The 25470-nt window shown below is 60.1% G+C and carries 20 protein-coding genes and 2 pseudogenes; 10 read left to right on the plus strand and 12 right to left on the minus strand.

The window, feature by feature from the left end; translation table 11 throughout:
- Nucleotides 1-29: 29 nt before the first annotated feature.
- The 3 genes from NKJ72_RS28710 to NKJ72_RS28720 are packed head-to-tail and all read right to left on the minus strand — an operon-like array spanning nt 30 to nt 2470.
- A complete protein-coding gene (locus NKJ72_RS28710; RefSeq protein ID WP_352480447.1) occupies nt 30-248 on the minus strand; it encodes an FMN-binding negative transcriptional regulator in 219 nt (72 codons plus the stop codon).
- Between the two features lie 34 nt (nt 249-282).
- A complete protein-coding gene (locus NKJ72_RS28715; protein ID WP_352480448.1) occupies nt 283-1185 on the minus strand; it encodes a dihydrodipicolinate synthase family protein in 903 nt (300 codons plus the stop codon).
- A gap of 52 nt (nt 1186-1237) precedes the next feature.
- Nucleotides 1238-2470, minus strand: coding sequence for a trans-sulfuration enzyme family protein (locus NKJ72_RS28720; protein WP_352480449.1), 1233 nt, complete (start codon nt 2468-2470; stop codon nt 1238-1240).
- 82 nt (nt 2471-2552) lie between these two features.
- On the opposite strand from NKJ72_RS28720, the gene pdxR reads away from it, so the two are divergent.
- The 4 genes and pseudogenes from pdxR (at nt 2553) to NKJ72_RS28740 (ending at nt 5975) form a co-directional block, all read left to right on the plus strand.
- Nucleotides 2553-4049 (plus strand): MocR-like pyridoxine biosynthesis transcription factor PdxR, encoded by a 1497-nt coding sequence (gene pdxR, locus NKJ72_RS28725; RefSeq protein ID WP_502901913.1) that lies wholly within the window; start codon nt 2553-2555, stop codon nt 4047-4049.
- Nucleotides 4050-4201: 152 nt separating this feature from the next.
- A pseudogene (locus NKJ72_RS28730) lies at nt 4202-4279 on the plus strand (MOSC domain-containing protein); the annotation flags it as partial.
- A gap of 218 nt (nt 4280-4497) precedes the next feature.
- Nucleotides 4498-5205: a B3/B4 domain-containing protein gene (locus tag NKJ72_RS28735; RefSeq protein ID WP_352480450.1), complete on the plus strand. Its 708-nt coding sequence runs from the start codon at nt 4498-4500 to the stop codon at nt 5203-5205.
- Nucleotides 5206-5453: 248 nt separating this feature from the next.
- The gene (locus tag NKJ72_RS28740; protein WP_051406236.1) at nt 5454-5975 is read left to right on the plus strand and encodes a helix-turn-helix domain-containing protein; all 522 of its coding nucleotides are present in this window, start codon (nt 5454-5456) and stop codon (nt 5973-5975) included.
- A gap of 277 nt (nt 5976-6252) precedes the next feature.
- Here NKJ72_RS28740 and NKJ72_RS28745 read toward each other — a convergent pair whose 3' ends face one another.
- On the minus strand, nt 6253-7308 hold the full coding sequence (locus NKJ72_RS28745) for a cytochrome-c peroxidase (RefSeq protein ID WP_352480461.1): 1056 nt from the start codon (nt 7306-7308) through the stop codon (nt 6253-6255).
- Between the two features lie 809 nt (nt 7309-8117).
- Entirely contained in the window at nt 8118-8366 is a 249-nt protein-coding gene (locus NKJ72_RS28750) for a DUF982 domain-containing protein (RefSeq protein WP_352480451.1), read from the minus strand.
- 612 nt (nt 8367-8978) lie between these two features.
- Here NKJ72_RS28750 and NKJ72_RS28755 point away from each other — a divergent pair.
- Nucleotides 8979-9449, plus strand: coding sequence for a Ros/MucR family transcriptional regulator (locus tag NKJ72_RS28755; RefSeq protein ID WP_352480462.1), 471 nt, complete (start codon nt 8979-8981; stop codon nt 9447-9449).
- A gap of 213 nt (nt 9450-9662) precedes the next feature.
- On the opposite strand, the gene NKJ72_RS28760 is transcribed toward NKJ72_RS28755, so the two are convergent.
- Entirely contained in the window at nt 9663-9875 is a 213-nt protein-coding gene (locus tag NKJ72_RS28760) for a cold-shock protein (protein WP_023679670.1), read from the minus strand.
- A gap of 345 nt (nt 9876-10220) precedes the next feature.
- On the opposite strand from NKJ72_RS28760, the gene NKJ72_RS28765 reads away from it, so the two are divergent.
- The 3 genes from NKJ72_RS28765 to NKJ72_RS28775 all read left to right on the plus strand — a co-directional run bounded on the left by NKJ72_RS28765 (nt 10221) and on the right by NKJ72_RS28775 (nt 14822).
- Entirely contained in the window at nt 10221-10475 is a 255-nt protein-coding gene (locus tag NKJ72_RS28765) for a hypothetical protein (RefSeq protein ID WP_352452611.1), read from the plus strand.
- An 877-nt stretch (nt 10476-11352) separates the two neighbouring features.
- Nucleotides 11353-12855, plus strand: coding sequence for a M16 family metallopeptidase (locus NKJ72_RS28770; protein WP_352480452.1), 1503 nt, complete (start codon nt 11353-11355; stop codon nt 12853-12855).
- Nucleotides 12856-13364: 509 nt separating this feature from the next.
- Entirely contained in the window at nt 13365-14822 is a 1458-nt protein-coding gene (locus NKJ72_RS28775; RefSeq protein WP_352480463.1) for an NAD-dependent succinate-semialdehyde dehydrogenase, read from the plus strand.
- 372 nt (nt 14823-15194) lie between these two features.
- Here NKJ72_RS28775 and NKJ72_RS28780 read toward each other — a convergent pair whose 3' ends face one another.
- The 6 genes from NKJ72_RS28780 to NKJ72_RS28805 all read right to left on the minus strand — a co-directional run bounded on the left by NKJ72_RS28780 (nt 15195) and on the right by NKJ72_RS28805 (nt 22046).
- Entirely contained in the window at nt 15195-15521 is a 327-nt protein-coding gene (locus NKJ72_RS28780; RefSeq protein WP_352480453.1) for a hypothetical protein, read from the minus strand.
- Nucleotides 15522-15650: 129 nt separating this feature from the next.
- The gene (locus NKJ72_RS28785) at nt 15651-17885 is read right to left on the minus strand and encodes a class I tRNA ligase family protein (RefSeq protein WP_352480454.1); all 2235 of its coding nucleotides are present in this window, start codon (nt 17883-17885) and stop codon (nt 15651-15653) included.
- 110 nt (nt 17886-17995) lie between these two features.
- Nucleotides 17996-18775, minus strand: coding sequence for a phytanoyl-CoA dioxygenase family protein (locus NKJ72_RS28790; protein ID WP_352480455.1), 780 nt, complete (start codon nt 18773-18775; stop codon nt 17996-17998).
- 506 nt (nt 18776-19281) lie between these two features.
- The gene (locus tag NKJ72_RS28795; protein ID WP_352480456.1) at nt 19282-20586 is read right to left on the minus strand and encodes a lysine N(6)-hydroxylase/L-ornithine N(5)-oxygenase family protein; all 1305 of its coding nucleotides are present in this window, start codon (nt 20584-20586) and stop codon (nt 19282-19284) included.
- 146 nt (nt 20587-20732) lie between these two features.
- Nucleotides 20733-20906 carry a hypothetical protein gene (locus NKJ72_RS28800; protein ID WP_352480457.1) on the minus strand — a complete coding sequence of 58 codons (174 nt, stop codon included), beginning with the start codon at nt 20904-20906 and terminating at the stop codon, nt 20733-20735.
- Nucleotides 20907-21755: 849 nt separating this feature from the next.
- Nucleotides 21756-22046: a hypothetical protein gene (locus NKJ72_RS28805; protein ID WP_352480458.1), complete on the minus strand. Its 291-nt coding sequence runs from the start codon at nt 22044-22046 to the stop codon at nt 21756-21758.
- Here NKJ72_RS28805 and NKJ72_RS28810 point away from each other — a divergent pair.
- Nucleotides 22037-24126, plus strand: a pseudogene (locus NKJ72_RS28810) (prolyl oligopeptidase family serine peptidase). The gene NKJ72_RS28805 and the pseudogene NKJ72_RS28810 sit on opposite strands and share 10 nt — an antisense overlap.
- Nucleotides 24127-24299: 173 nt before the next feature.
- Complete coding sequence (locus tag NKJ72_RS28815) at nt 24300-24995, plus strand: OmpW/AlkL family protein (protein ID WP_502901914.1); 696 nt, start codon at nt 24300-24302, stop codon at nt 24993-24995.
- The last annotated feature ends 475 nt before the right edge of the window (nt 24996-25470 follow it).

Raw genomic sequence — 25470 nt, forward strand, 5'->3', positions numbered from 1 at the left:
CAAAACGCGATCACATCTTTTGAAATAAGTCACTCGAGCGAGAATGTGCACTTTCCTTCGGCACGTGTATTAATCGCGCAGGAGTAAAGGGTACCGTTTTCTCCCTGTGACGTGTCGAGTTCGAAGGGGATGTGATTGGCGTCGAGACCGCTCCGGCCATGGGTTATCAGCATACCAAGTGCACTGTTCTCGATCAGTTCATAGCGGACTTCTCGGCTCGGTTCATCGAAATGCGCGGGTACATACATGACAGGTTCCTTCGCTGGCCGCCGGGTTCGCTATTCACCGGTTGACATCCGATGGCAAGCGTTCCAACGCGGCGGCGATCTGGCGCTTCGCTGCTGAGGGCAGAGGCAGGATGGGACGCGGGGGGTCGGCACGGCAAATGTCGAGCAATTCGGCAAGTGCATAGACGACGCGAAGGCTCGAGAACTCCTTGAAGAGGCTCCAGAGCGGCGCAAGCGCGGCATCGATCCGTCGCGCTTCGGCCGCATCGCCCTGCTGCGCCGCTGTGACGATCTTTGTGCAGACCTCGGGCAGGATGCCCGCGAGGACGCTGTACCATGTGTCAGCGCCAGCGATCATGGCCTCTGCAGCGTTCCAGTCGCCGCTGTAGCCGATCGAGAACCCTTCGGGCACAGTGCGCCTCTGGTCGGCCAGATGGCTCTTGATCGCATCGCCCTTGTCTGTCGGATTCTTGATAGCGACAATCCCACCCACCTTTGCCAGGCGGCTGACGAGTGCTGGGGTGAAATGGAAATGCGTCGTTCCTGGATTGTCGTAGACGACGATCGGCAGGCCGCTCTCGCACGCCACCGTCGAGAAATGTTCGAACACCTCGTGATCAGTGAGCGGGGTGTAGGAGGCGGCCGCAAGCAGCCCCGCGGCAGCTCCAAGGGCCTTGGCGTCCTGCGCGAACCTCACTGCTTCATCGGTGCGCAACGCGCCCACACCCACTACGACCGGCATTTGTCCCCCGGTTTCGTCCAAGGTCTCGGCGAGCGCCCGTCGCCGTTCCTCGCGCGTCAGATACATGTATGTGCCGGTGCTGCCGAGAAGACCGATGGAATCGACCTGAGCGGCGCAAAGCCTGGCAATCAGCTTGCGCAGAGCAACGGTATCGGCACGGCCGTCACGATCGGTCGGCGTGATGGGAAACGCGGAAAGGCCGCTCAGGAATGCCATGGCAAGGCTCCGGGTTTGTACGCGAGCGCGGGACTGGCCGGACCACAGGTCATCACAAGGCGTCCAGAGCCCGCCGCATGTCGGCGATCAGGTCCTCGGCGTCTTCAAGACCCACCGAGAGACGGATGAGGTCCTCGCCGACTCCATCGGCCAGATGCGCATCCTTGCGGATCGGCTGACGAGCACGGGTCAGGCTTGCCGGATGATAGATGAGGCTGTCGGCATCGCCGAGGCTGACAGCCCGGGTGATCAGGTTGAGCCGGTCCATCATCCGCCGCGCGCCCTCGAACCCAGCGTCGAGGCCAAAGGCCAACATGCCCGACCCTTGGGACATCTGCTTTCGCGCCGTCACCTGATCAGGGTGCGAGTCGAGGAAGGGATAACTCACCCATGCCACCGCCGGGTGCGCCTCGAGCGCCTGAGCCACCGCAAGGGCCGTGGCGCTGTGCCGTTCCATGCGCAGCGTGAGCGTCTTCAGACCGCGCAGGATCAGGAAGGCTGACATGGGCGAGAGCGCTGCGCCGGTGATGTAGCGCAGGCCCGTTTCGTGCAGCGTGCGGAGCGTTTGCGCGTCGCCGAGAATCGCCCCACCAAGGGCATCGCCGTGCCCATTGATGTATTTGGTCAGCGAGTGGAGCACGAGGTCTGCCCCATGTTCGAGCGGCCGCTGGAGCGCGGGGGAGGCGAAGGTGCTGTCGACTGCAACCTTTACACCGCGCGCGTGGGCGCGCTCGGCAATGGCAGAGATGTCTAGGATGCGGCTCAGCGGATTCACCGGCGTCTCGAAGAAAACAAGCCGGGTCCGCTCCGTGATCGCGGCATCGAGATTGTGAGGATCGGACAGGTCGACCGCGACGACCTTGATGCCGAAGCGGGGGACCGCCTGTTCGACCATGGCAAGCGTGTTCGCATAAAGTGTCTTGTGGACGATGAGTTCATCGCCTTGGGACAGGAGCGACAAGATCAGTGTGCCGAAAGCCGCCATCCCCGAGGCAACGACCAAACCTGCCTCGGCTCCTTCCAGATTGGCGAGCCGTTGCTCGAGGATCTCCGTCGTGGGATTGTATTCGCGCGCATAGAGCCTTCCGCCAAGGGCGGCGGCGGCCTCGTTCGCTGCCACGCTTTCGAATCCATAGGTCGAGGTCAAGAAGACTGGCGGCTGAACGGCATTGGAAAAGCCGGCGGGATCGTAGCCATGATGGATCGCCCGAGTGGCGAATCCGGGACCGGTGTCGTGGAGCGACCGCGTGAGAGCATCGGTTTCGGATTGATAGGAACGGGTCATTCGGCCTCTAGATCTTTCTTGGGTTTCCGAAAGATTGACGGCAAACTGGCCGATGTGAAATATCCAGTTGGCAATGAATGAAATGGTCCAGTCTTCAAGTGCCGGTTCTGCAGGTCGCTCGCACGCGATGGGTGCACGCCAGATCTACGAGGCTCTTCGCGAGCAAATCCTCGGCGGCGTCTATGGAACCGGTAGTCAGCTGCCGTCCTCCCGCGGCCTGGCAAATGACCTTGGGGTTTCGCGAACGACGGTGACGGTCGCCTATGACCAACTGACCGCGGAAGGTTTCATCGAAGTCCGTCAAGGCGCACGACCTCGCGTTGCATCCTCGCTGATCGGTCCTGAGACGAGCCGCACTGTCGCGAAACGAGTCGGCCCGGTTCATCTGTCCGCCTATGGCGAACGACTGCGCGTCACGCCGCCCTGGCCGGATTATCTGCCGACTGGACTGAAGGTCGATTTCCGCTATGGCGACCTGGCGCCGTCAGACTTCCCCGCATTGGTCTGGAAACGTGCGATGAACGAGGCGATGGGGCAGCGCCCGTTGCGTCTTGCCTATGACGACCCTCGCGGCTCGCGCCGGCTGCGCCAGGCGCTCCAGGGCTATCTCTGGCGCGCCCGAACGCTGAGCTGCGACCTCGAGCAGATCATCATCATCAACGGTTCGCAGCAGGGCCTCGATCTGTGCGCTCGCCTGCTTCTCGATCGTGCCGACCGCTTCGTCATCGAGGACCCGTGCTACAGGATGGCGCGTCAGGTCTTTGCCAGTACGGGTGCCTTGCCCATCCCCGTCACCGTCGACGAGGACGGGATGAAGACGGAGTTGCTGGCGGGGATCGGGGCGCGACTGGCCTATGTCACGCCATCGCATCAGTTTCCGCTGGGCGGCGTCATGCCGATCGCGCGCCGCCATCAGCTTCTGGAATGGGCGCGGCACAACAACGCCTATGTGATCGAGGACGACTACGACAGCGAATATCGCTACGACATCAATCCGGTCCCTCCGCTGCACAGTCTCGAGGACCACGGGGCTGTCATCTACCTCGGCACGATCTCCAAAACGCTCTCGCCGATGCTGCGCATAGGCTACCTCGTCGTCCCGACGGAATTGCAGGAGGTCTTCGCTACCGCCAAACAATTCGCGGACCGGCATTCGCCGGTGGCTGAACAGGAGGCTCTGGCCTGTTTGTTCGAGAGTGGCGGCTACGAAAGCCATGTGCGGCGTGTGCGCAGGCTGAACGGCGAGCGGCGGGAGACGTTGTTGGGCGCCTTGCGGCGCAGCTTCGGAGATCGCATCGCTGTCCAGGGAGCAGAGGCCGGTCTGCACGTCGTCGTTTGGTTCGACGAACTGCCGCGATCGCGGGAAACGACCCTGGTCGAAGCCGCCCGAGACGCGGGCCTGGGGCTGCACCTGATCTCGCCCCTTTACGAGCGGCAATCGGACGAAGGCCACATCGATCGCGTGGGGCTTGTCATGGGCTATGCCGCCTTGAGCATTCGGCAAATCGAGAAGGGCGTTGAGATCCTGCGAGCGGTTGTCAAGCAGGTGCAAGACGCGTTGCCGGGACACGGTGGCTAAAACGGCGGGACGTGGCGTGCTGGCGAGGAAACCGACCCTTGGGCTGAACCGCATTTCCTTGCAAAGCCAACTGGGAAAACGCCATACCATGCTGTTGATCAGGCCAGTTTGGCGGCAGATTTTCGTGCGAGACGAATTTCCGAAAGCGATGCATGACCCGGCAAGGAAAGCTGCTTCACATCCATATCGCGCCCGCTGCCTCCTATGAAATGGAGGATCTGGAGGAGGCGTAGCTTGTTGCCGGCCGAGGTGGGCTCGAGCACCCGCAAGACATAATCGACGATCTCTATCAGGCCTTGTCCACCGCCGAATGATGGAATTATCCAGCGCATGGTGCGGCATGCACCATGGCGACGCCAGAAGATCTGGACGCTCGCCAAGCACCTTTCTTGAAACATTTCCCGAACGACCCGCAGCGCAAAGCCTCCCCATGAGAAAAGAGCTTCCCATGTCTTTCACGCCATTGATTGCCCCCGAGATCAAGGCCCGCTACCCGGATTTTCATCTGATCAGCATTGTGGTGCGGAACGCTGAAATCGACGTGCCGGATGCACAGGCGTTGAACGACACGATTGCGGCGGCGGAACAGGCGGCGCTTCGCGATGACGCCCAAAGGGACGCGCATCTTGCGGCGTGGGCCGTTGCCTACGAGGCTTTCGGCACAAAGGCCAATCGAACGCCGTGCTCGGCCGCCGCGCTTCTCAAGCGGGTGCGGAAAGATGGCTCTCTCCCGCGGATATCCCCACTGGTTGATGCCTACAATGCCGTCAGCGTGTTGTATGGCGTTCCGATTGGCGGGGAGGATCTCGATCTCTACCAGGGGGTCCCGAGACTTTTAATTGCGAAGGGAGCGGAGCCATTCGACACGATCCAGCAAGGTGAAATGGTAACCGAGCATCCTGAACCGGGCGAAGTCATCTGGTGCGATGATGCCGGTGTCACGTGCCGCCGCTGGAACTGGCGGCAGGGGCGGCGCACCATGGTCACGGTCGATACCCGCGCCATGTGGCTCGTGCTGGAAGCCCTCGGCCCAATGTCAGCTAAACAGATGACGGCCACCGGAGAGCATCTGATGGGACTTATCCAAGCGTTGTGCCCGGGTGCGCGAATCGAAACCGCGCGGATCCACGAGTCCACTACATCTCGTGTTCCTTAGGGCATGGCCCCATCTTTCGGAGAAACACCCCACTCAGCCCTGTCCGGATCTGGCGCTCCTTGCTCCGCTCCGCTGGCCTACACAGTTGATTGCGAACGACCCAGAACGGCTCTCGAAAACGAGCGTCGAACGAAATCAGATCACTGCTTGTTCTCCCTTAGCGTTGTTTGGCGTACTTTTATCGCGATGTCTCCAGTGGGGATGGTCCAAATTGCGCAAGCTCGGTCGAGTGATCGCGGAGAAGCTTAATGTCGACTACATCGAAATTCATGGAGCGGTACGGACAACGGGTGCGAACCCGGGACGTCGTCCCGGTGTCGTCAGGCTCTCCCGTCCGACTGAGCCTCAGTTTTCTTCACGGCGCGAATACTCCTGAGGCCGCCCGGATTCTCGTTAAGAGACAGCTGCCGCTCAGGACGGCCCACGCGATACTCACGGAGATGGTCGATCACGGCAAGGCGTTCGTGACGGTTCCTTGCGTCGACGACCTATTGGCACTGAAGAATGAACTGTCGTCCGCAGGCGTGATCGCGAAGGTTCATGCGCCGCGGCCGATAAGTGTTCGCGAAGTCCGGGATCGCACGAAGCTCTCTCAGGAGGCATTCTCCGTGAGGTATGGCCTCGATCTGGCAACGCTTCGAAACTGGGAGCAAGGTCGCTCGAAACCGGATGCAGCGGCGAATACTCTCCTTTGGACCATCGCCCGGAATCCGGAAGCAGTCGAAGAATCGCTGGACATGGAGGACGGAGTGGCTGCCCCTTCGCCCTAAGGGGGCCGATCACTTCGGCGCGCGGCAATTCGGCCGCCAGCGCGATGGCCGGCCGCCGCGCGGTATCGACAGCGCGCGAGCCTCATGCGTCAGACGCCTTCCTTGGCATGTCGCACGCCAGATCCCAAACATGATTCCATCGCAACGAGCTGGTGACGGAAGCAGTGTCTGCACTTTGGAAACGAGCCATTTGCGTTCTCATGGACGTCGCGACTCGTCTCGTCCAGTAAAAGTCGCAATCATTGTCAATTGCGATGTTCCGCAGTCAGCTGGCCGTTTATTTTCCTAAGATCTGCGTTATAGGCCGGGGTGTTGTCGCCGTTTCGGCGGGTAAGATGGGATAGGCGACCTCGGGTGCCTTTCCGGTCAGCGAGTTGAGGAAGGCAACAAGCAGGTCGACTTCTTCGTCCGCCAGTACCACGCCAAGCTGGGTGGTTCCCATGATGGCAACGGCCTGTTTCAGATCCCAAACCTTGCCCGAATGAAAGTATGGCGCGGTGAGTGCAACGTTGCGCAGCGGCGCCACGCGGAAAACATAGGAATCGTCGGCTGCATTGGTGACCGCAAATCGGCCCTTGTCTTTTTCCGGCAGGACCTCGGCGCTGGGCTGTTCTACGAGGCCGAATGGGTAATAGGCTTCCCCACCAACGTTGATACCGCCATGGCAGGACGAGCAGCCTTTGTCCATGAAAAGCGCCAGGCCCTGTTTCTGTTCGGAAGTCATGGCAAGCTCATCACCATTCAGGAAGCTGTCGAAGGGGGCCGGCGTGACCAGTGTCGCCTCGAAGGCTTCGATTGCCTTGGCGAAGTTGTCGAAGGTGACCCGATCGGCTTCAGCCGGAAAAGCTGCATCGAACCACTCGACATATTGCGGCATGGACTTGAGCGTGGCGATGACTTGGCCCGGTGTATTGGCCATTTCGATGCCGGCTTGGACCGGTCCCTTCCCCTGAGCCTTCAGGTCTGCGGCACGACCATCCCAGAACTGGGCGATGTTGAAGACAGCGTTCAGTACAGTCGGCGCGTTGCGCTGTCCCTTCTGCCAACCATGGCCGATCGAGGTTTCGTGATTGTCGTCGCCGCCGGTGGCCAGGTTGTGGCACGAGTTGCACGACAAGACGCCTGACGCAGAAACGCGTGGATCGAAGAACAGTGCCTTGCCGAGAGCGATCTTTTCCGGGGTGATCGGGTTGTTGGCGACTGCCGGCGTGGTGGATGGCAAAGCCCTGAAGGTGGCCAGTGCCGTTTCTCTGAGGTCTGCGGGGATCGAATCCGCAGCAAAAGCGGTGGCTGCCAGCAAGGGGACAGCCATCGTACTAAATAGGATTTTCATAAATGATCTCGCTGCGTCGTGCACGCAGCCACTCTGGGATATGCGGCTCATGAACGCCCTGCGCTAGATCAGTTGCGGGAGAGGACCGGGTGGTCTGACACCTGTTTTCGCGGCAGAGCTTGGACCGTCCCGGAATTGAACGCTCTTCTCGATTGGATTTCAGGGAGGCGGAGGATCGCTGCTCGGCAAGCGGCGGCGCCGGAGCCCGGAGCCGTGCTTCGGTTCTCTCTGCGCCTTCAACTATGAAGAAATCGGGGCCACCGTGTCCGATTCGGTTTGGGGCCGGTTATCTGTTCCGCAGCAGGTCCCGCTCGACTTCCGCCTGCCTTCGCCAAATCGACGTGGGCCCAAATCGATCCGCGATAGTGTCTTGTAGCACCTTTGCGGGACGATCTTATTTCGACTGTAGAGGGCCGTTTGGGGTGAGCAGAATTACACGAATTTCAGAGGCGCCCGAGTAGCTGTTTTAATTGGCTTGTAGGCCTCCATAGAGCGAATATTGGCAGACGACGGAGCACAATTTTGGCTTCATTTATCATCTTGCTTCGATGGGACAACTGCTTTGCAATCATTACACGGCAATTTACCATCATGAATTTGAGAACCAAGTCCCACGCAGTGATTTTCACACCGGAGGCGTTGCAATCCTATCGCGAGAAGCTGATTTACAAATACAACAAGATGATTAACATCGCCATAGCGCCGCAAAATATTGTTTGTTCGCTACACTACGCTCCAGATGCCGGCGAAATCTCGACACAATAACCTCGTCGGCGTACCCGCTCCAGCCTCACACACGACTGCGACGCCTATACTTGCGCTTTTCTACTGTCCGACATGCAGGCAGCGAGCCATTGCATCGCGGAGGTTGCATCTTCCAATATGACGACCTGTTTCGCAAAGCGGAAAAAACTCTTGCGCGCTGCGCTCGCAGGTTTTCGTCCGTTGTATGCATCAAAGCACGCCCTGGGGGCGGCTTCGTGGATCCGGTCTCTGCGATCTTCTGGCCATTCGTTGAGAAAATCGATAGCATCTGCAGGACGGGCAATCTCTTGCACGATGTGCGCTGCACGCCTTACGAAAGTGGGCTGCTGAAAGTTCCTGAGCTCATTCGTTCCTCCCGACCTGCTGAACCGCTAGTTTGCGTGAACAGGCGCCTCCTCTACACCCGCCCACCATTGCGGAATGTGTTGTCACAGCGATAGCGGTTCAATAGCAAAGCAGCGGCGTGATGTCCTCGGTTTACCAGCGGGCCAATCCCTAACATCCTGCTGCGAGAGCGGCTCACCGGATGAATCTACATCGTTTCGACCATTGCGAATCAACGCTTGATAGTTCCTCCACGCGCCACCAGGAAGCGGCCACTGCTCTGCCACCGACTTCACAGCCAAAGAGAGGATGGCGAACAGAAACAGCCCGCTTCGTTTCGAGATTACTGGTCGTCTGGCGCAAAGCTTACGGCCGAGACGCGCCTGAAAATGCGCAAGCACCGCGGCAGGTCGCCAACAACGGAACGCATCAACGGTCATGACGGCGCGATACCGCGCTATAGATCTCGCTGCTGGACGAGCATCGCAATAACCCTGTTGAGACCTTGGTTGCTTTCAGCGGCGACCGCCACTATGAAGCGACGCTTCGCCGACTGTGTTTCACGCCGCCTGGAGAGTTTCATGACAGAAGAAGCCGAAAAAAACATCGACACCCTCATCGAGCTCACGGCCGATGTCGTCTCAGCCTATGTCTCCAACAATCCGATCCCGGTGGGGGATCTCCCTGCCCTCATCGGCCAAGTGCACGCGGCTCTGAAAGGGACGGCGGAAGGTGTCTCTGCAAAAGAGCCGGTTGCCCTTACGCCTGCAGTCCCGATCAGGAAGTCGGTGACACCGGACTACATCATCTCCCTTGAAGACGGGAAGAAATTCAAATCGCTAAAGCGCCATCTGTCGACCCACTATGGGCTGACGCCGGATGGATATCGGGCCAAATGGGGCCTACCGGCGGATTATCCCATGGTCGCGCCGAACTACTCCGCGGCGCGCTCGTCATTGGCCAAGACAATGGGGCTCGGCCGCAAACCGAAAGCGCCGGAAGCGCCGGAGCCGGCGCCGACGAAGCGAACCCGCAAGAAGGTCGCGGCTTGATTTCGGCAATGGAGATTCGTTCTGAAGCGTTGCAGCCATCGGCTTAATCTGCGCGTCATATAAAAAGGCGGGGCCAACCCCGCCTTCCTTTCAAACAACTTTGTTTCATGAGGAATTCGCGACGCCTGCAGCAATCTGCTGCCCTCAGTTTTTGCTCGCTCCTATCGGCCGTGAGGACCTCCGGACCTACGCGCCCACTCTTGCCAGGACGTTTCAACCAGCTTTGCTGAGGCTGCCAGCGGAGGATTTCCCGGTGCGGCGATCCTGCTCGATCTCATAGTTGATCTTCTGGCCGTCAGCGAGGGTCGAGAGGCCCGCACGTTCGACAGCCGAAATGTGGACGAAAACATCCGGACCGCCATTGTCGGGCTGGATAAATCCAAACCCCTTGGTGCTGTTGAACCACTTTACCGTTCCAGTAGGCATATACGTGTTCCTCCTTAATAATTGCAACGTGGGCAGGCCATTAGGCCTGCCCGACTCATAGCCGAGACTTGGGCGCAGCAAAAAGCGAAAAATTGTTAAGCCCCGATCAGCTGGCGCACTCAATTGTGGCCGTGGTCGCCAGCAAGCACTGTCCTACGGTACCGCTCGAGCATGGCCGGGAGCGCCCCATCCTTCCAACGCTCCTCAGCGCCACGTCTATGGCTGGTGCTTGGAGGCACGGGACGTAAGGCCGACCGCTGCTCGTGCCGCCAGGTCAAAGGCCGGGTAGTTCACGGAGCTACCTTCGTGCATAACGGCTCGACAAGCGCTTGAAGGAGTTTCGAATTGGATTGTTTCAAGAGGGTCGAGGGGTTAATCGATGCCACCAGCGTGGAAGCGATCGATAACGCGCGCGTTTTGCTGGACCAGTTCAAGGGCAAGTCAGAAACAATCGCCCAAGCGATCGACGACTTCCTACTTGATTTCATGACCTTGCTGTTTGTGGTAGAAGCTACCCGCGAGCGGTTCCACAATCCGGCGAGGCGGTTGGCGCGCATCAGATTGAGCAGGATCAGGCTGTTACTCACCCGATGCTCTTGACCTAAGGGACCACGCCGCCAGGGATGCGTTTGCAGCCGCAAAGAAGGCAAAATCTGTTCGCCGGCAAACCGAGCACAGCCAGGCGGTATTTACGCAGATGAATTCGATCGCGACCGCCAAATTCTCCTGTTTGGTACCCAGCGACGACGGCAAGCGCGGACAGCTTCCGTGCTGCTGTCCTCCAGCGACCAACGTGCCTGCATGCCCCTCCACGGCGAGCTCGACGGTTGTTTCTTACGTTTGACCAAGGTCCCGCGCAAACACTCCCCTTTCCTTTCGCGCAGCAACTCATCAGGCTCAACGGCCTCGCGGCAGGCGCATTACGCCAGAAGCGCGACCGCATCGTTTTTTCCCGCCCGAGTCCTACGATCTTCGTTGTCCAGCGCCTCGCCGAGATCGCCCAAGTTGCCGATTTTTGGATCAGATCCGTCCTAGGGCGAGCAGGCTCCGCGCTCGAGTTGGCTGGGCTGCTCACGCCTCTGCCCTTCAGCATCGACCCGGTCTGGCTGTCGAGGACAGGGTTCCGCTGCGGCGACCAACATCTCCATTCTCACCGTCAGTGCAGCGGCCATTCGAAGCGCATCCTATACCCCTCCCCGGCAGCGCGCCCAATCGTCTTCCGAACGAAGAAGATATTCTCAGCCGCGCGCGTCGCGTTCGGCCCTGTCCGATGTCCGACAATGTCGGATGCGCAACATGGCAGAGCCCGATTTGTCCACTGCCTCGAACGGTTTTCTGATCTGGCACGGTGCATGCTTGGTCATCCGCAAGGCGTCGCGGACCAAGGAGAATCCGTCCCATGATCACCTCACCAAGAAATACCGCCGCAGGTCTCCTGGGTCCATCCAAAGATGAGGCTCGGGTAAGGCCTGGCTCCATGAAGAGCTTATTCATCTGGCTCGGCGCTACCCGCCGATCCTCCCACGCGGGGAGACGGGGACGCAGCGCCTTCATCAAAATTAGGGACAAATCACTTTGCCTCGAACCTTGCCTTTCGACCAGCCACCACAACCGGAGCCATCGATCGTCCGCCTGGCTGCGCAACGCGTTCATTGCCACCGCGCTGGCCCTGGTGACGACCGCTCCGGCTCTGGCCGCCACTGCCGGCGGCAAGGTGACGGATTTTCTGCTCGACAACGGCATGGAAGTGGTCGTCATCCCCGATCACCGCGCGCCGATCGTCACTCATATGGTCTGGTACAAGATCGGCAGCGCCGACGAGCCACCCGGCAAATCCGGCCTTGCCCATTTCCTCAAGCATCTGATGTTCAAGGCGACGACCAACCACGCCGCCGGCGAGTTCGACCGAGCCGTCTCAGCCATCGGCGGCTACAATAACGCCTTCACCGCCTATGACTACACCACCTTCCTCGAGACGGTGGCGCCCTCGGCGTTGGGTGAGATGATGGGCTTCGAGGCCGATCGCATGTTCAACCTCATCCTCAACGACGATGATATCCAGACCGAGCGCGACGTGATCCTGGAGGAGCGCCGTTGGCACAGAGAGACGAACCCGCATGCTCTGCTGGACGAGGAGGTCAACGCGACGTTGCGGCAGAACCAGCCCTACCGCATTCCGGTCATCGGCTGGATGCAGGAGATGGAGAAGCTGAACGGCACCGACGCATTCACCATCTACAACAAATACTACCGACCGAACAACGCCGTGCTGGTGGTGGCCGGCGACGTAGAGCCTGAGACGGTGAAGGCGCTGGCCGAGAAGACCTATGGCAAGGTTGTGCGCGGGCCGGACCTGCCCCCGCGCAACCGTCCGGTCGAGCCGGAGCAGAACACCAGGCGCACAGTGACGCTGACCGATGCGCGCGTTTCGGTGCCGAGCTTTTCCACTCAATGGGTGGTGCCGTCCTATCATACGGCAGAGCCCGGCGAGGCCGAGGCGCTCGACCTGCTGGCCGAGATCCTCGGCGGCGGTAACCGCAGCCGGCTCTATCAGGAGCTTGTCGTCAAGCAAGGCATAGCCTCGGCGGCCGGCGCCTCCTTCCAGGGCACCATGCTAGACGACACCAATTTCACCATCTCCGGCTCGCCGCGCGGCGATGCAAAGCTCGTCGATCTCGAAGCGGCGGCCGTTGCCGAAGTCGCCCGGATCGCCAAGGATGGCGTCACCCGCGACGAGCTGGACAAGGCCAAAGACCGCTATATCCGCTCGGTGATTTTTGCGCACGACGAGCTGGACCACATCGCCAACATTTATGGCAAGACGCTCACCACCGGTGGCAATGTGAAGGACGTGCTCGAGAGGCCGGACCGCGTCCGCCAGGTCACCACCGACGAGGTCAAGGCGGTCGCCGCGCGTTATCTGGTGCTCGACCATTCGACCACAGGCTATCTTTTGCCGCAGCAACAGGCGGGGAATTGATCATGAGCTCCATCCCCATGCAAATGCGCCGGCCGGTCTTCCCTCGGCGCGCCTTCGCCACCCTGTTCCTCTCCATCCTCTTTCTCATCTTGCGGGCGCTCGCCCGGTAAACGGGATCTGTTTAAAGCCGCGAGGAGCGGTTTTCGCGGGCCTTGCCAGGCATTTGCCGGTTCAGGCGTCATTATTGGGGTGCGCCCCTCCTCAGGCCAGCCTCTCTTCGAGTGGATAGAGTCGCCGATTCGTGGTCCGCAGATTGTAGGCGCAGTCCACCAGCATCCACTCCGCGCGGCTGGCGAAGCCGATGTCCGTTGTTCAATCGTTCGACTAGTAGAACCGCGAGGCATCTTCTAGCGTATTCAGGTATTCTCCCTTTCCAGTTGGTTACCGTGGTCTACCAGCTGTCTGGCCGAGGCCCTATAAGGAACCCGGACGTCGCGGAGTACACACCGCACCTGCTATATATACCTGCTGCGTTGAGGAGGAATCCGGTATTGCCCCTGTGCCTGCCGATGATCCGTCACCTGAGATCCCCTGACCTGTTTGGACCCATTGATCGCCTGCCGGCACTTGGCACGCGGATTAGCGAGCGGACATTCGAGGTCCTCAACCCGTCGACTGGCGAAGTGCTGGCAGAACTACCCGACATGGGTGTCGATGAGACATGCGCTGCGATCGACAAGGCCTATGTCGCGCAGCCTGGATGGGCAGGGTTGACCGCACGTGAGCGCAGCGACGTTCTATGGCGATGGCATCAGTTGATCATCGACCACGCCGACGATCTCGCCACGATTCTCACCGCGGAGATGGGCAAGCCGCTTGCCGAAGCCAAGTCGGAGATATCGCATGCTGCGGCGTATCTGCAATGGTACGCCGAGGAGGCCAATCGCGTCTATGGCGAGACGATCTCCGCACCATCGATGGACCGCCGAATGCTGGTAATCAAGCAGCCCATCGGAGTTGTTGGTACGATAACGCCATGGAATTTCCCGGCCTCGATGGTGGCGCGCAAAATCTCGCCAGCCTTGGCGGCGGGCTGCACGATCGTCCTCAAGCCCGCTGAACAGACGCCGCTCGTGGCGGGAGTAATGTTCGCCCTCGCCCATCAGGCTGGCTTTCCCGAAGGCGTCGTCAACCTGATCTATGCGTCCGAAGGTGACGCGGTCGGCCGCGAACTTTGTACCAATCCCAAGGTCCGCAAGATCAGCTTCACCGGGTCGACTGAGATCGGGCGCCTTCTCATGCGCCAGTGCTCGGACCAGATCAAAAAAGTCAGCCTTGAGCTCGGCGGCAATGCACCTTTCATCGTCTTCGATGATGCCGATATCGATGCCGCGGTTGACGGTGCGATCCAGGCGAAGTTCCGCAATGCCGGCCAGACCTGCGTTTCGGCGAACCGCCTTTACGTCCAGTCGGGCGTTCACGACGAGTTCGTCGAGAAATTCGTGCAACGGGCTCGCCGACTTCAAGTTGGTGACGGTTTCGCTCCCGGAGTGGACATCGGACCGCTCATCGACAAGCACGCTTTGGCCAAGATCGAATCCCATATTGCCGATGCCGTCGCCAAAGGCGGCGCAATTCGATGCGGGGGCAAACGCATCGGCACGAATGGCACGTTTTTCCAACCGACAGTCCTGACCGGTGTCTCCAGCGAGATGACCGTCGCGCAAGAAGAGACATTCGGGCCGTTGGCACCGATTATTCGCTTCAAAGATGCGGATCAGGTCGTGCGTGAGGCCAACGACACGATCTACGGCCTCGCGGCCTACTTTTATGCCTCCAACCTGAAGCGTGTCTGGCGTGTGGCCGAGGCCTTGGAATATGGAATGGTCGGGGTAAATACCGGCCGGATGTCTTCAGAAGCGGCGCCGTTCGGTGGGATAAAACAGTCCGGCATCGGGCGGGAGGGATCCCGCCATGGCCTCGAGGACTACCTCGAAATGAAATATCTGTGCATGGGCGGCATCTGAATTTTCGGCTTGCAGGGTTCACAGCCGGCTAACCTAGCGAGCGATCTCCAAATATGTGAATTGTAGGATCGCTCCTCGATTGGGAACTGAGGGGCGGCCCCGTACCCGAGCAAACACGCAATCCTGAAGGAGCACCCTGGCTGAACTTATCTCTCGACGAGACAAGCGTCTGCATTGTGGGCGAAGACGGCGTGCATGTGACGGAGGATACGCTTGCGAGGGATTTGGCGGCCCTCGCCGACTATCTTCAGGCGACGGGCTGTCGTTGCGCGGGTCTGGTTGGAAGCTTGTGCACCATCGCGATCGTGAACGCTGGTTGTGCGCAATATCCGGTTTCTGGGGCAGAATTTTGAACCTGCTACCTTCCGATTGTCAGTAGCTCAGTTGTTCTTCGGCCGACTGCCGCGCCGGTACAGGCTCGGACAGAATCGAAGATACCATCAGGCAGGCGTTCGCATTCGACATTTCCGGTGATCGGCGCACGATCCAGGGCGCGCCAGGTTGACCAAGCGCCTCGAACCGCATGGCAGTCTTGACCGGCTGGAGGACGGAAATCCCGCGATGCCGAAGAGGTTGGTCAGCGCAGTCGAGCCCACACGGCAATTGCGGCACGAACAGCAAGGGCTGGGAAGCGATCGGCTGAGCGGTCTCGAAGGCGCGGGCCAGGGTGTCGACGATGCGTTGGTTCAGGTCCGCCAATCTGGTCTCTACCGTCTGATAGCGGTTTCGGTCGCCAGTGACAGCGAGTAAAGATATTTGGCATCATCGGCTTTGATTGCCGCGCAGATCTGGTCGAGATCGGGATAGCTCACTGGTGCACCTTTGGGCTCATAGTGCTTCCTCCTCATCGAGATGAGGATTGCCGGATTTGGCGTAGAACACCAACACGGGTCCGAGATCAAAGCGCGTCCCGGGCGCAAGGCGCTGGACGGACCGGGGCCATGTTTCGGTTGAGACGCCATCGATGCCTCGCGCCAGCGTTCTGGCGAATCGGGGCATCAGCGGAGCGAGTGTCGGTGCCAGGATCGCAGCGGCCGTCGTCTGAAGGGCTAGCGAAGTCCGATTGCGGGCGGGATAGAAACGTCGCGCCGCCGCATAGTCTTGCGCCCGACGGTAGATCACGCAATCGCGCACGAAATCGCAGACCTGAGCGGCCGCGCGCCGGACCGAGAAGCCTTCGTCCGAATAGGCGCGTTCCATCGCCGCGCGATAGATCTCTATCCGAGCAAAGAAGGCGCGGTCGGCCGGGCTCCAGTCGCCTGCATCGGGTACACGGCCGGCAAAATCCTGCTTGATCTCCTGGTTCAATGCATCAAGCCAGTTCAGCCAAATCCCTTGGAACACCTCGTTCTCGGTGCGGCGCAGCGCGTTCAGCGTGAAATCCGTCCGCTCACCTTCCGGGCGTGTCAGGCCCAAATGGAGGCGCACGACGTCGACTGTCTTTGGGCTCAGAACCTCCTTGCCCCAGACCGCATGGCGGCAGCTGGTTGAGAACTTCTTGCCGTCGAGCAGGTAGAACTCGTTGACGTGATAATGGATGCGAGGCGTCCAGTGGGAGAAGACCTCGGCGTAAAGAGCGGGGTAGAGTAGCGCGTGGTAGAACGAATTGTCGAAGCCGAAGAAATGGACAATCTGCCAGTCATTGCCGGGCATGGCCGCCTTCCAGTCGCGACCCAGCAAGCGGCCGAGCGCCTGGATGTTGTAAAGAAAACCGAAGGCCATTTCCGGCCAGACCCAGATCACTTGCCCCGGGAACCCTTCGGCCGGCAGGCCCCAGTCCGAGGGGTGGGTGATGGGCACTGAAAAGTTGCCGCGTCGGCGTAGGCGCGCGAAGAGATCCAAGATCCGTAGCGGGACGCCCGACGCCCTTAGATGCCGGTCGATATTGTCGTAGCATCGGTCCAAGGCAAGTTCCGGGCGGCGGACGGAGCCGACCAGCGGCGCCTCGGCAGACTGCCGTGACCGGGCTGCACCCAAGTCGTGGCAAAGGTTTGGGGCGCCGCATTCCTCGCAGATGTTGCCACCGGCGGAGCCGCCGCAATCGGGGCAGAGGCCGCTAACATCCGGCTCGTAAAGATAGTGGCCTGTCACAGCATCGAAAAGCGCAGAGCTCTGGTGCAGATCTACCGCCGTGCTGCTCAGAAGACTGCGGAAACACGCGGCTTGAAACTCGCCGTAACCGTCATCGCCCATTGTGGGTTGGAAGCTGTGGACGTCACAATCGAGAAGTGCAAGCGTGGCGCGAATCTCGTCGGCGTAGTAGCGCGCCACGTTCGCAGGCGTCGATTGATCGGCATCGGCGCGTGTCGTGACGTAGCTCTGGTTGTCATCGCTTCCAGTGAGGTGATATGCTTCGACTCCTTTCATGCGCAGGAAACGAGTATAGACGTCGGCGCCGAAATAGGGGCCAGAAAGATGCCCCAGATGCAGATCGCCATTTGGCGTTGGCGGCGTGGAGAAGACGAAGATCGGCCCTCGTGGAGCCGTGGTCTTTGCAGCGGCATCAAGGGCGGCCTGGCCGTCTCGCCAGTAGACATCGACGAAATTTAGGTCTTCGTTTCCGTCGTTGCGCAGCACATGCGCTTCAAAAGGGTGGAACAGAACGACATCGCCCGCCTCGACCGAGATTTCCCCAAGGTCGGTCCTGACCTTGCCCGATCCTGACAGGACCACGAAGGCCTCGATTTCGTCGTGCCGATGGGGCTCGGATGTGATGCCGGGTCCAACCTTTCCGAATGAAAACCCCGTGCGAGCGCTTCCCGTTCCAAGCGTGGCCATGTCGATACCGAACGCCCGCGACAGCTCCGTTCGAGAAAACGTGTATTTGCGCATGACGAACCTAAGCTGTTGAAGCAGTGGGATCTTCGGCTGCCAACGCGACAGCGACAGCCCCCCGTGGACTTTGTGGAGAGAAACGGTAGCCCGACCCGTTGGCGGCCCCGGCCAGGATAATGCAGCTCTGGGCCGCCAGGCGGGCGACGAGGGGGGCGCCAGTCGGGCTGTAGGCGTCACAGAATACCGCCCTGCGACCACCTCCACAATCCACGTGCCGAAGCGTCGCAACGGGCTGCGGTCTATGCTCCGCGAGCTCGCAAATCAGAACGCCATACTCTCCGCGCATTTTTGAGCGGTCGATCAGTTTCGTGTGCCTGCCTCCGCCTGGCTGCGTGAGCTCAATCGCGATAGAAAATGCCATTTGGGGGCTTGAGTTGGTCGAGATCGGCCACTTTGCCCTCGGGCGGGTTAAGGGCGCGCTTAAGCACGTTATATTCAGCCCGGGTCGGTCCACCGGTTGAAGCACGCTGGAACACCAAGTAGAGTGTCCGGCGCGAACGATTGCTATTGTTCGGTCGTGAGTAGTGCGGTGCGTAATCGTCGAAGATGAAGATGTCGCCAGCCTTCCATACTACGGGTTCCCAGGAGAACATTTCGGCGACTTGAGGATCGATCACCCCACCGGCATCCATGGGAAATACCCCCTTCTTGTGGTTGCCGGGGCTGAAGAAAAGCCCGCCGTTTTCCGGGTCGGAGTCGTCGATGCCTATTGCAACCACCGCATGGACCATCCGGTGGGGGAGTTTGTGTGGAATGTGATAAATGTCCTGATGCGGGAGATAGCCGCCGCTGTCGGGGTAATGGAAAATCAGCAACTCCTTGAGCCTGCGCGAATCTTCGCCGAGCAAATCCTCGACCGCTGACTTTATGCGCTGATCTTCTAAGAGCAAACGACACAATGGATCATGGAAGTCGAGAAAATTCTCGATCTTGGAGATAATCTTTCGATTGTCCGTCGTCTTCTCGAACCACATGAGCCATTTATCATCGCTGACATCCCAGCGTGACATATCTTCGACAAAAGTAGAGATATCTTCCTGAGCCGCTGGAGCGAAGAACCTTTCGAGCCTGACGTATCCGTCTTTCTGCCACTTTTCTCTTTGTGCATCAGTCAACATGCGAAAAGCCTCCTGTTGGAAAGACTGGTTGGTCGGACATCCCAATTAGGTCAGTCGGGCGCTGGTCAAGTTGCGGGTCCACGGAGACGGACTCACGTCATGTGGGACGGCGATGCTAAGTGCGTTCCGCTCCGGCGGATATTGTCCGCAGAAGCTCGGCGCGAGACTGCCTATGTCAGGCTGAGCCGGGTCCAGGGGTTCCGTAAACTGGGCCGGATCAATCGCTTCACCCGGTCCAGCCACGACACGCATCGCTAAAGGCCGGCACCATCCGCTGACCGCCGACCCAGCCATGGCCGCCAAGACCACGGCGCTCTTTCGAGTGAGCGACCTGGTACGGTCTTGACAACCGTAGGGGAAATGCACGCCCCCAGAATAATGCGATGCGCCGCTTGGTCCAAGGGGTTGTTCGGTCACGATGATTTCGGAGAAGCCTCCGGCCTTCGCCGCAGCGGAGGCGGACATCATTCCTAGGATGCCACCGCCGATGATCAAAAGTCTACGAGTCATATCCCGCTGCCCATTTCTTCGGCTGCGGGGGCGGGCCAGCTCTCGATCGAGGTATGGCTGATGAAGCCAGGATGCTCGGAGTTCGCGCATGGCGCGCGCCCAAGAAGGCTATCGAGAATGCGGCGCGCACGCCAGGCCAGCAGGCTTAGATTCGGATCGGCCAGGCCGCGCTGCCCGAGGCTCGCGTTTTGTACGAAGATGCGTCTGTCACGCGGTCCGTCCCAGCTCACCGAAAAATCCTCGCGAATAGCTAATTCCTTGTCGATCTGCTCCAGCCGGTGCGCGATGGGTTCCAAGAAGTCTGGCACCGCGTTCTCGTAACCGGTGGCCAGGATGACGATGTCAGCCGTGACTTCTTCGACCTCGTCCATGCCGTGCTGCAGGGTCAGCCTGTGACCCGCGCCGGCGTTGATGCAGTGCGAGACGGTGCAGCCCGGCCGCAGTGTGATGTCGCATCGGTTTGGTTCGAAAAATGCGTGGCGGTACAGCGCCTGATAGATTGCGCGCAACGTGCTTTCCGAAATGCCGTCCGAGGCAAGCACGAAACGCCGCAGGAGCACCTTACGCCGCGACTCGCTCATCGCCGCGAAACGATCCGAAAAGCAGGGCATGAACAACTCGTTTGTGAACGGGCTGTTGTCGAGAGGCAAATAGTTTTCGCGCTGCGAGACCCAGGTGATCGAGGCAGGCCGCCGTTCTTTCGGCAGGCCGACAAGGTGCAACATCACCTCGGCTCCCGACTGGCCTCCGCCAACCACGCAGACATGCTTTCTCCGCACCTCAGGATGCATGTGCAGTAAAACAGATGAGTGGAACAGGTTGCGTCCAGTCCAGCCCTGAAACTGAGCCGGAATTTGCGCCTGCTTGCCAATGCCAACCACGACGTTTCTGGCGCCGAGAACCGCCTTATCCGTCCGCACCCGAAACTCGCCGTCAAAGCGGATTCCACGCACCGTCTCGCCGCCACGCACAAGTGGGTTCCTGTGGAAGGCCCAGTTCAGGTATTGCTCGAACTCAACTCTGAGCACGGCTTCGAACTGTGCGTTCAGGAAGTGATACAGACGCCCGTTCTCGTGCAGGAAGTTTACGAAAGTGTAGGCTGATCGCGGATTCACCAGCGTGACCAGATCCTTGAAGTGGCAGACCTGGAGCTCCGAGGAATCGAATGCGATGCCTGGATGCCAGCGGAAGTCGACCTGCCGATCCAGGAACAGTGCCCCCTGCCCAACTTGCTCGTGTATCTGACACGCTAGGCTCAAATTAGACGGCCCGGCACCGACCCCAACGCAAGATAACTCCACTGCTTTCCTCCTATAGAGTCTTCCCACTAGCCGGCTTGTTCGCGGCGAATATCGGCCATAGCCTTTGGGCCCCTGGCGGACGTTTTCGAGCCTTGGTCCCGACCGGTTTGGGGTCATGCCGGCGACGTGGGGCAACGACGTATGTCCTATCCGCCCGTCTGGATGCCCGCGTCGCCGTCACGCGAGACGCTTTCCAAGCCCATGAGGCGTTGAAGCCGGCGCAATCGCCCCGCCTCAACCATCATGCCTTTCGGCGGCTTGATGGCAGGCGAGAGCGCGGTTTTCACTGCGGCGACGGCATTTTCGGTGCGCATGATCATGGACAACGTCTCGCTGATGCGTTCGTAGAATCCGGTGCATGGGCCGTGCCAGAGGAGGAAACCCTTATTAAACAACAGGTTGGCGGATTTGCGATCCTGTCGGAAATCCGACATTGAGGGGGACGCCTCACGGCGGCGCCCGATTTGCACGTCGATGTCGCCTTTTTCCGAATAGCTAATCGGTCTTCATGAACGGACAGTGCAGAACCTTGTGTCTCTGCCGGACAGATCGCGATATGCCTTGGCCATCGAGGTCGGGAGTTGCAACAGCTGCCAGATCCTTCGCCCTATCGTGCCGTTGCACTGGCTCGATCCCGACATCCTCGGAGGCCGCGATCATGAAGAGTGACGCAATCTCATGTCCGCCGCGAGGCCTCTCTCATGGGGAAGCAATTCTCTATGTTGGTGTCGGATCGATGCTCTTGATGAGATGGTTGCGAATGGGTGTATGCCCACACCTGAGCGCATCAATGATTGCGCGATGTGGGACCTTCACAACTGGATTGTCGAAATCTCTGGAAAGATAGCCGGAAGACAATTGCTTTATGACCACTCTGCCGGTTCCAAAAGCACGTGCGCCATTCGGTCCCTGCGACTCAATCCAGGCAAAGGGATGAGGCCGCAAAGCAGTCTTTTGCGTGCCCACCGGTGGGGCCAGGATGGAGCCATCGTAAACGCAGTTATTCAATGATCGCGCCGCGGAGTCCTCAGGCTGTGCCGCGCCCGACACCGGCGACGTAGTGGTCGTCGATCGCCGCGTCGCCGATGTCGATCCGAAGCTCGGCCGCTTTCGCGGTGAGCTTCACTGCTTATTCCGCAGTGCCCACCGAGTTGGCACAGGAGGTTCTATCAGGCGGTCACGGCTGCATTCGTTGTCGGATCTTCGACGATGTCGGACATGAGACACAGCGCCATCAGGGTGATCGCATTGTTATGAAACGATTTTCTCATTTGGCACGACATCTGCACGGCAGTCCGCAAAACGCGCTGCGGCACGGACAGAGGAGAAATAATCCCATGATAATGCGCGCCGAACATGCGGTCGCAGCCGCGAAAACTGAGCTTTCCCGGGCCGACGGAAGACTTTGCGCCTGTTTTCCAGGCGACATCACTCTTCGAGTTATCCGGACATGACCGCATTCGATTTCCGCCCAATGCTGAATGCTCCCGACGATGATCCCTATCTTTGGCTCGAAGATGTAGAAGGCGAACGGGCACTTGACTGGGCCGCCAGCCAGTCTGCCAGGACCCTGGAGCACTTCGGTGGAACGGAATTCGAGCGGGACCATGACGCCCTGACAGCGATTTTCGATCGCCCTGACCGGATCCCCTTGAGCAGGCGCCGCGGTCAGTACCTCTACAATTTCTGGCAAGATGCCCGAAATCCGCGCGGACTGTGGCGCCGGACCACCCTTGCCGCCTACATGAAAGTGGATCCCCAGTGGGAGCTGCTGCTCGATCTGGACGCCCTCGCCGCTAGCGACGGAGAGGACTGGATCTGGCGCGGCGCATCCCTTGAGCCGGAGAGACGGGAAAGAGCCGTTCTGGGCCTGTCGCGCGGCGGCAGTGAGGCGGTCGTGCATCGCGAATTCGATCTGGAGTCTCTTAGCTTCGTCGCCGACGGTTTCAACCTCGCGGAGGCCAAGGGCGGGGTTAATTGGCTCGACCCTCACACGCTTCTGCTTTCTAGTGCGTTTGGTGATGGCATGGCCACCCGCTCCGGCTACGCGCGCACCGTGCGGCTGTGGAAGCGTGGCGCGGATCCGCTCACCGCGCCCGTAATCTTCGAGACCGGTTCCGAATCCCTCGGAGTGTCCGCCCGCCTGGACCGCACCGCCGAGAGCGAGCGCCTCTGGTTCATCGAGCGGTCGACCTTCTTTGAGAAAATCGGCCGAATCGGTGACAGGAGCGGGCCGAAGATGCGGATCGACCTTCCTCCGGACGCCTCGTGGAGCGGCTTCGGCGACTGGCTGGCGGTAAAGCCGCGCAAGCAATGGACAGTGGGAGGGATGACCCATGCCGCGGACGCGCTGATCGGCATCTCGCTTTCCTCCTTCATCGCCGGCAAGCGCAGTTTTGCCATCCTCTTTGAACCAGGCGACAGGCGCTCCCTGCAGTCATTCTTCTGGAATAACGGGAAGCTCATTATCTCCTACCTCGTCGACCTCGATCCGCGTTTCGAGATGTTCACCCCCGGCCGCCAGGAATGGACGCGCCGAGCGCTGGACACCGTGCCCGCCGATGGGACTGTTCACCTTCGGTCGGTCGATGCGGAACGTCACGAGACCAATGGAGAGGTCCTCTTTTCGGCTCAGGACCCGATCACGCCGCGGAAGCTTCTCCTACTAGACCTCAATGCCGCGCCGCCTCTTGGCGCTCCAGTAATCCTGAAGCGCAACCCGGAGAATTTCGACGCATCCCGGCTGGTGGTGACGCGCCACGCGGCAGTCTCGACCGATGGTGAGATGATCCCCTATACGCAGGTCGGTCCGGCGAACGGGAACGGGGATGCCCCGGTTCACCTCACCGCCTACGGCGGGTACGGAAAATCGGTCCTGCCCCACTACAACTCCTCGCTCGGCAAGCTGTGGCTCGAACGCGGCGGCACGTGCGTGGTGGCGAACATCCGGGGCGGCGGCGAGTTCGGCACCCGTTGGCACGAGGCGGGGCGCGGGGCGGGCAAGCGTCTCGCCCATGACGATTTCGCCGCAGTTGCCGCCGACCTCGTGCGAAGGGGCATTACGCTGCCGAGGCGGATTGCCGCCGAGGGCGGCTCAAATAGCGGCCTTCTGATCGCCAATATGCTTACCCGCTATCCAGAGCGTTGCGGCGCGCTGTTCTGCAAAATGCCGCTTGTCGACATGCGCCGCTACACCAAGCTTTTGGCGGGCGCGAGCTGGATTGACGAATATGGCGATCCCGACAAGCCGGAGGAATGGATTTTCCTAAAGGAATCTCCGCCTATCACGCCGCAACGCCGGGACAACCCTATCCGCCGATCCTGCTTGCCACCACGAAGCGGGACTACCGCGTCCACCCCGGCCACGCGCGCAAGATGGCCGCAAAGCTGCAGGTTCTTGGCTATCCCGCTTACTTCTACGAGCCCGGCGCGGGCGGGCACGGCTACGGCAAGGATAATCGGGAGCGGGCCGCATTCATTGCCCTGGGTAACAATTTCCTTCGCAGTGCGATCGGCTGGCAAGCCGATGGCGTTCGATAGGTGGGCGGAGACAAAGGGCAACGTTTCAACAAGTGAGTACAGGTCGATGATTGCGAGCACGGCACAAACAATGTGTGCGCTGTCCCACGCAACTGCGCATGAGCGCTCCGTCGATTCCAGCAGGATTTTTCATAGTGCGTCGCATCATTTCTGAAGAGCAAGGAGAGAATATCATGGCGAAAAAGCGAATGGGCGTGGCGCGGCGGGTAACAGCGGCCGTCATCCTCATGGTGGTGGGACAGCAGGCCGTCGCGGCGGACCTTGCGCACCCCGCGTACGTCCCGCAGGCAGGAGCCTCGGTCACGGAAGCGCCAAGCCCTTGGCAGGTCCGCCTGCGTGCGTTGGGGGTCGTCACTGAGGATTCGGGCTACGTCAATGCAGTGCCCGGCTCCGGTCTTTCTTATTCAAATACGGTGACGCCGGAACTCGATATCTCCTATTTCTTCACGGACAACATCGCTGCCGAGCTCATACTCGGCACCACCTATGCCAACATCGAGGGCCAAGGAACGATCGGCGGACTGGGCAATATCGGTAAGGTTTGGCTGCTGCCACCCACGCTCACATTGCAGTATCATTTTACCGATTTCGGCGCATTCAAGCCCTATGTCGGTGCCGGCGTGAACTACACGATCTTTTATAACCAGGACGTCGGCAGTGCAGATGCTCTCCATGTTAAGAACACGTTCGGCACCGCGCTGCAGGTCGGGTTCGACTACATGGTGGATCAGCACTGGGGCGTCAACTTCGACGTGAAGAAGGTTTTCCTCAAGCCAGACTTCGACGTCACGGTCGACGGCGCGAAGCTGACGGGAAAGGCGGAGCTCGATCCATGGTTGATAGGCGCAGGTGTCACCTACCGCTTCTAACAACGAAAGGTGAAGGGGCTGCTGATAGCCGATCGGAAATGAAGGGCGCCTGGTGCGCCCTTTCCACGCTGCACGGGCGAGTCGACCCGGATCATTAGAGGGGTGGGGCCTTGTGATCCCCAGACGGGGCTGTGCGGGAGGTGTCCGAATCGGAGAAACGTTCTGATCAACTTTATGCGATTACCATCCAACGCACAGCAGCCGATTGTCGGGGGTACTTGAAGAAGCCGTTGTTAAGAGGGGCGTCCCCGGCTGCGCCCGACCAGGTACTTGCCAGTAGTAGCCGACAGGCCGCCCCGCGCCGGGGGCGCGAAGCCGAACGGGGCAAGATCGCTGAAGCCTGCCGAAGAAGACCGGGGGTTCACGAGCAGCCGGGGGGGGGGGGGGGGGGCGCGGCGCCGGAGAGAAGAAATAGTATTTAGGTGGGGGAAGGCGGTGTTTTTGGAGGCCAACCAGAACGAGTTGTGAGGAGAGG

It is taken from the genome of Mesorhizobium sp. M0045 (assembly GCF_040323385.1).
In the GTDB taxonomy this organism is placed as follows: Bacteria; Pseudomonadota; Alphaproteobacteria; order Rhizobiales; family Rhizobiaceae; genus Mesorhizobium.

Excerpts from the sequence above, each read along its gene's own strand:
- NKJ72_RS28760 (WP_023679670.1), bottom strand. The coding sequence starts at position 9,875 with ATGCCTACTGGAACGGTAAAGTGGTTCAACAGCACCAAGGGGTTTGGA.
- NKJ72_RS28735 (WP_352480450.1), top strand. The coding sequence starts at position 4,498 with ATGTCTTTCACGCCATTGATTGCCCCCGAGATCAAGGCCCGCTACCCG.
- NKJ72_RS28800 (WP_352480457.1), bottom strand. The coding sequence starts at position 20,906 with ATGATCATGCGCACCGAAAATGCCGTCGCCGCAGTGAAAACCGCGCTC.
- NKJ72_RS28755 (WP_352480462.1), top strand. The coding sequence starts at position 8,979 with ATGACAGAAGAAGCCGAAAAAAACATCGACACCCTCATCGAGCTCACG.
- NKJ72_RS28775 (WP_352480463.1), top strand. The coding sequence starts at position 13,365 with ATGATCCGTCACCTGAGATCCCCTGACCTGTTTGGACCCATTGATCGC.
- NKJ72_RS28815 (WP_502901914.1), top strand. The coding sequence starts at position 24,300 with ATGGCGAAAAAGCGAATGGGCGTGGCGCGGCGGGTAACAGCGGCCGTC.
- NKJ72_RS28710 (WP_352480447.1), bottom strand. The coding sequence starts at position 248 with ATGTATGTACCCGCGCATTTCGATGAACCGAGCCGAGAAGTCCGCTAT.
- NKJ72_RS28790 (WP_352480455.1), bottom strand. The coding sequence starts at position 18,775 with ATGTTGACTGATGCACAAAGAGAAAAGTGGCAGAAAGACGGATACGTC.
- NKJ72_RS28740 (WP_051406236.1), top strand. The coding sequence starts at position 5,454 with ATGTCGACTACATCGAAATTCATGGAGCGGTACGGACAACGGGTGCGA.
- NKJ72_RS28770 (WP_352480452.1), top strand. The coding sequence starts at position 11,353 with ATGAAGAGCTTATTCATCTGGCTCGGCGCTACCCGCCGATCCTCCCAC.
- NKJ72_RS28805 (WP_352480458.1), bottom strand. The coding sequence starts at position 22,046 with ATGCGGTCATGTCCGGATAACTCGAAGAGTGATGTCGCCTGGAAAACA.
- NKJ72_RS28745 (WP_352480461.1), bottom strand. The coding sequence starts at position 7,308 with ATGAAAATCCTATTTAGTACGATGGCTGTCCCCTTGCTGGCAGCCACC.
- NKJ72_RS28720 (WP_352480449.1), bottom strand. The coding sequence starts at position 2,470 with ATGACCCGTTCCTATCAATCCGAAACCGATGCTCTCACGCGGTCGCTC.
- pdxR (WP_502901913.1), top strand. The coding sequence starts at position 2,553 with ATGGTCCAGTCTTCAAGTGCCGGTTCTGCAGGTCGCTCGCACGCGATG.
- NKJ72_RS28715 (WP_352480448.1), bottom strand. The coding sequence starts at position 1,185 with ATGGCATTCCTGAGCGGCCTTTCCGCGTTTCCCATCACGCCGACCGAT.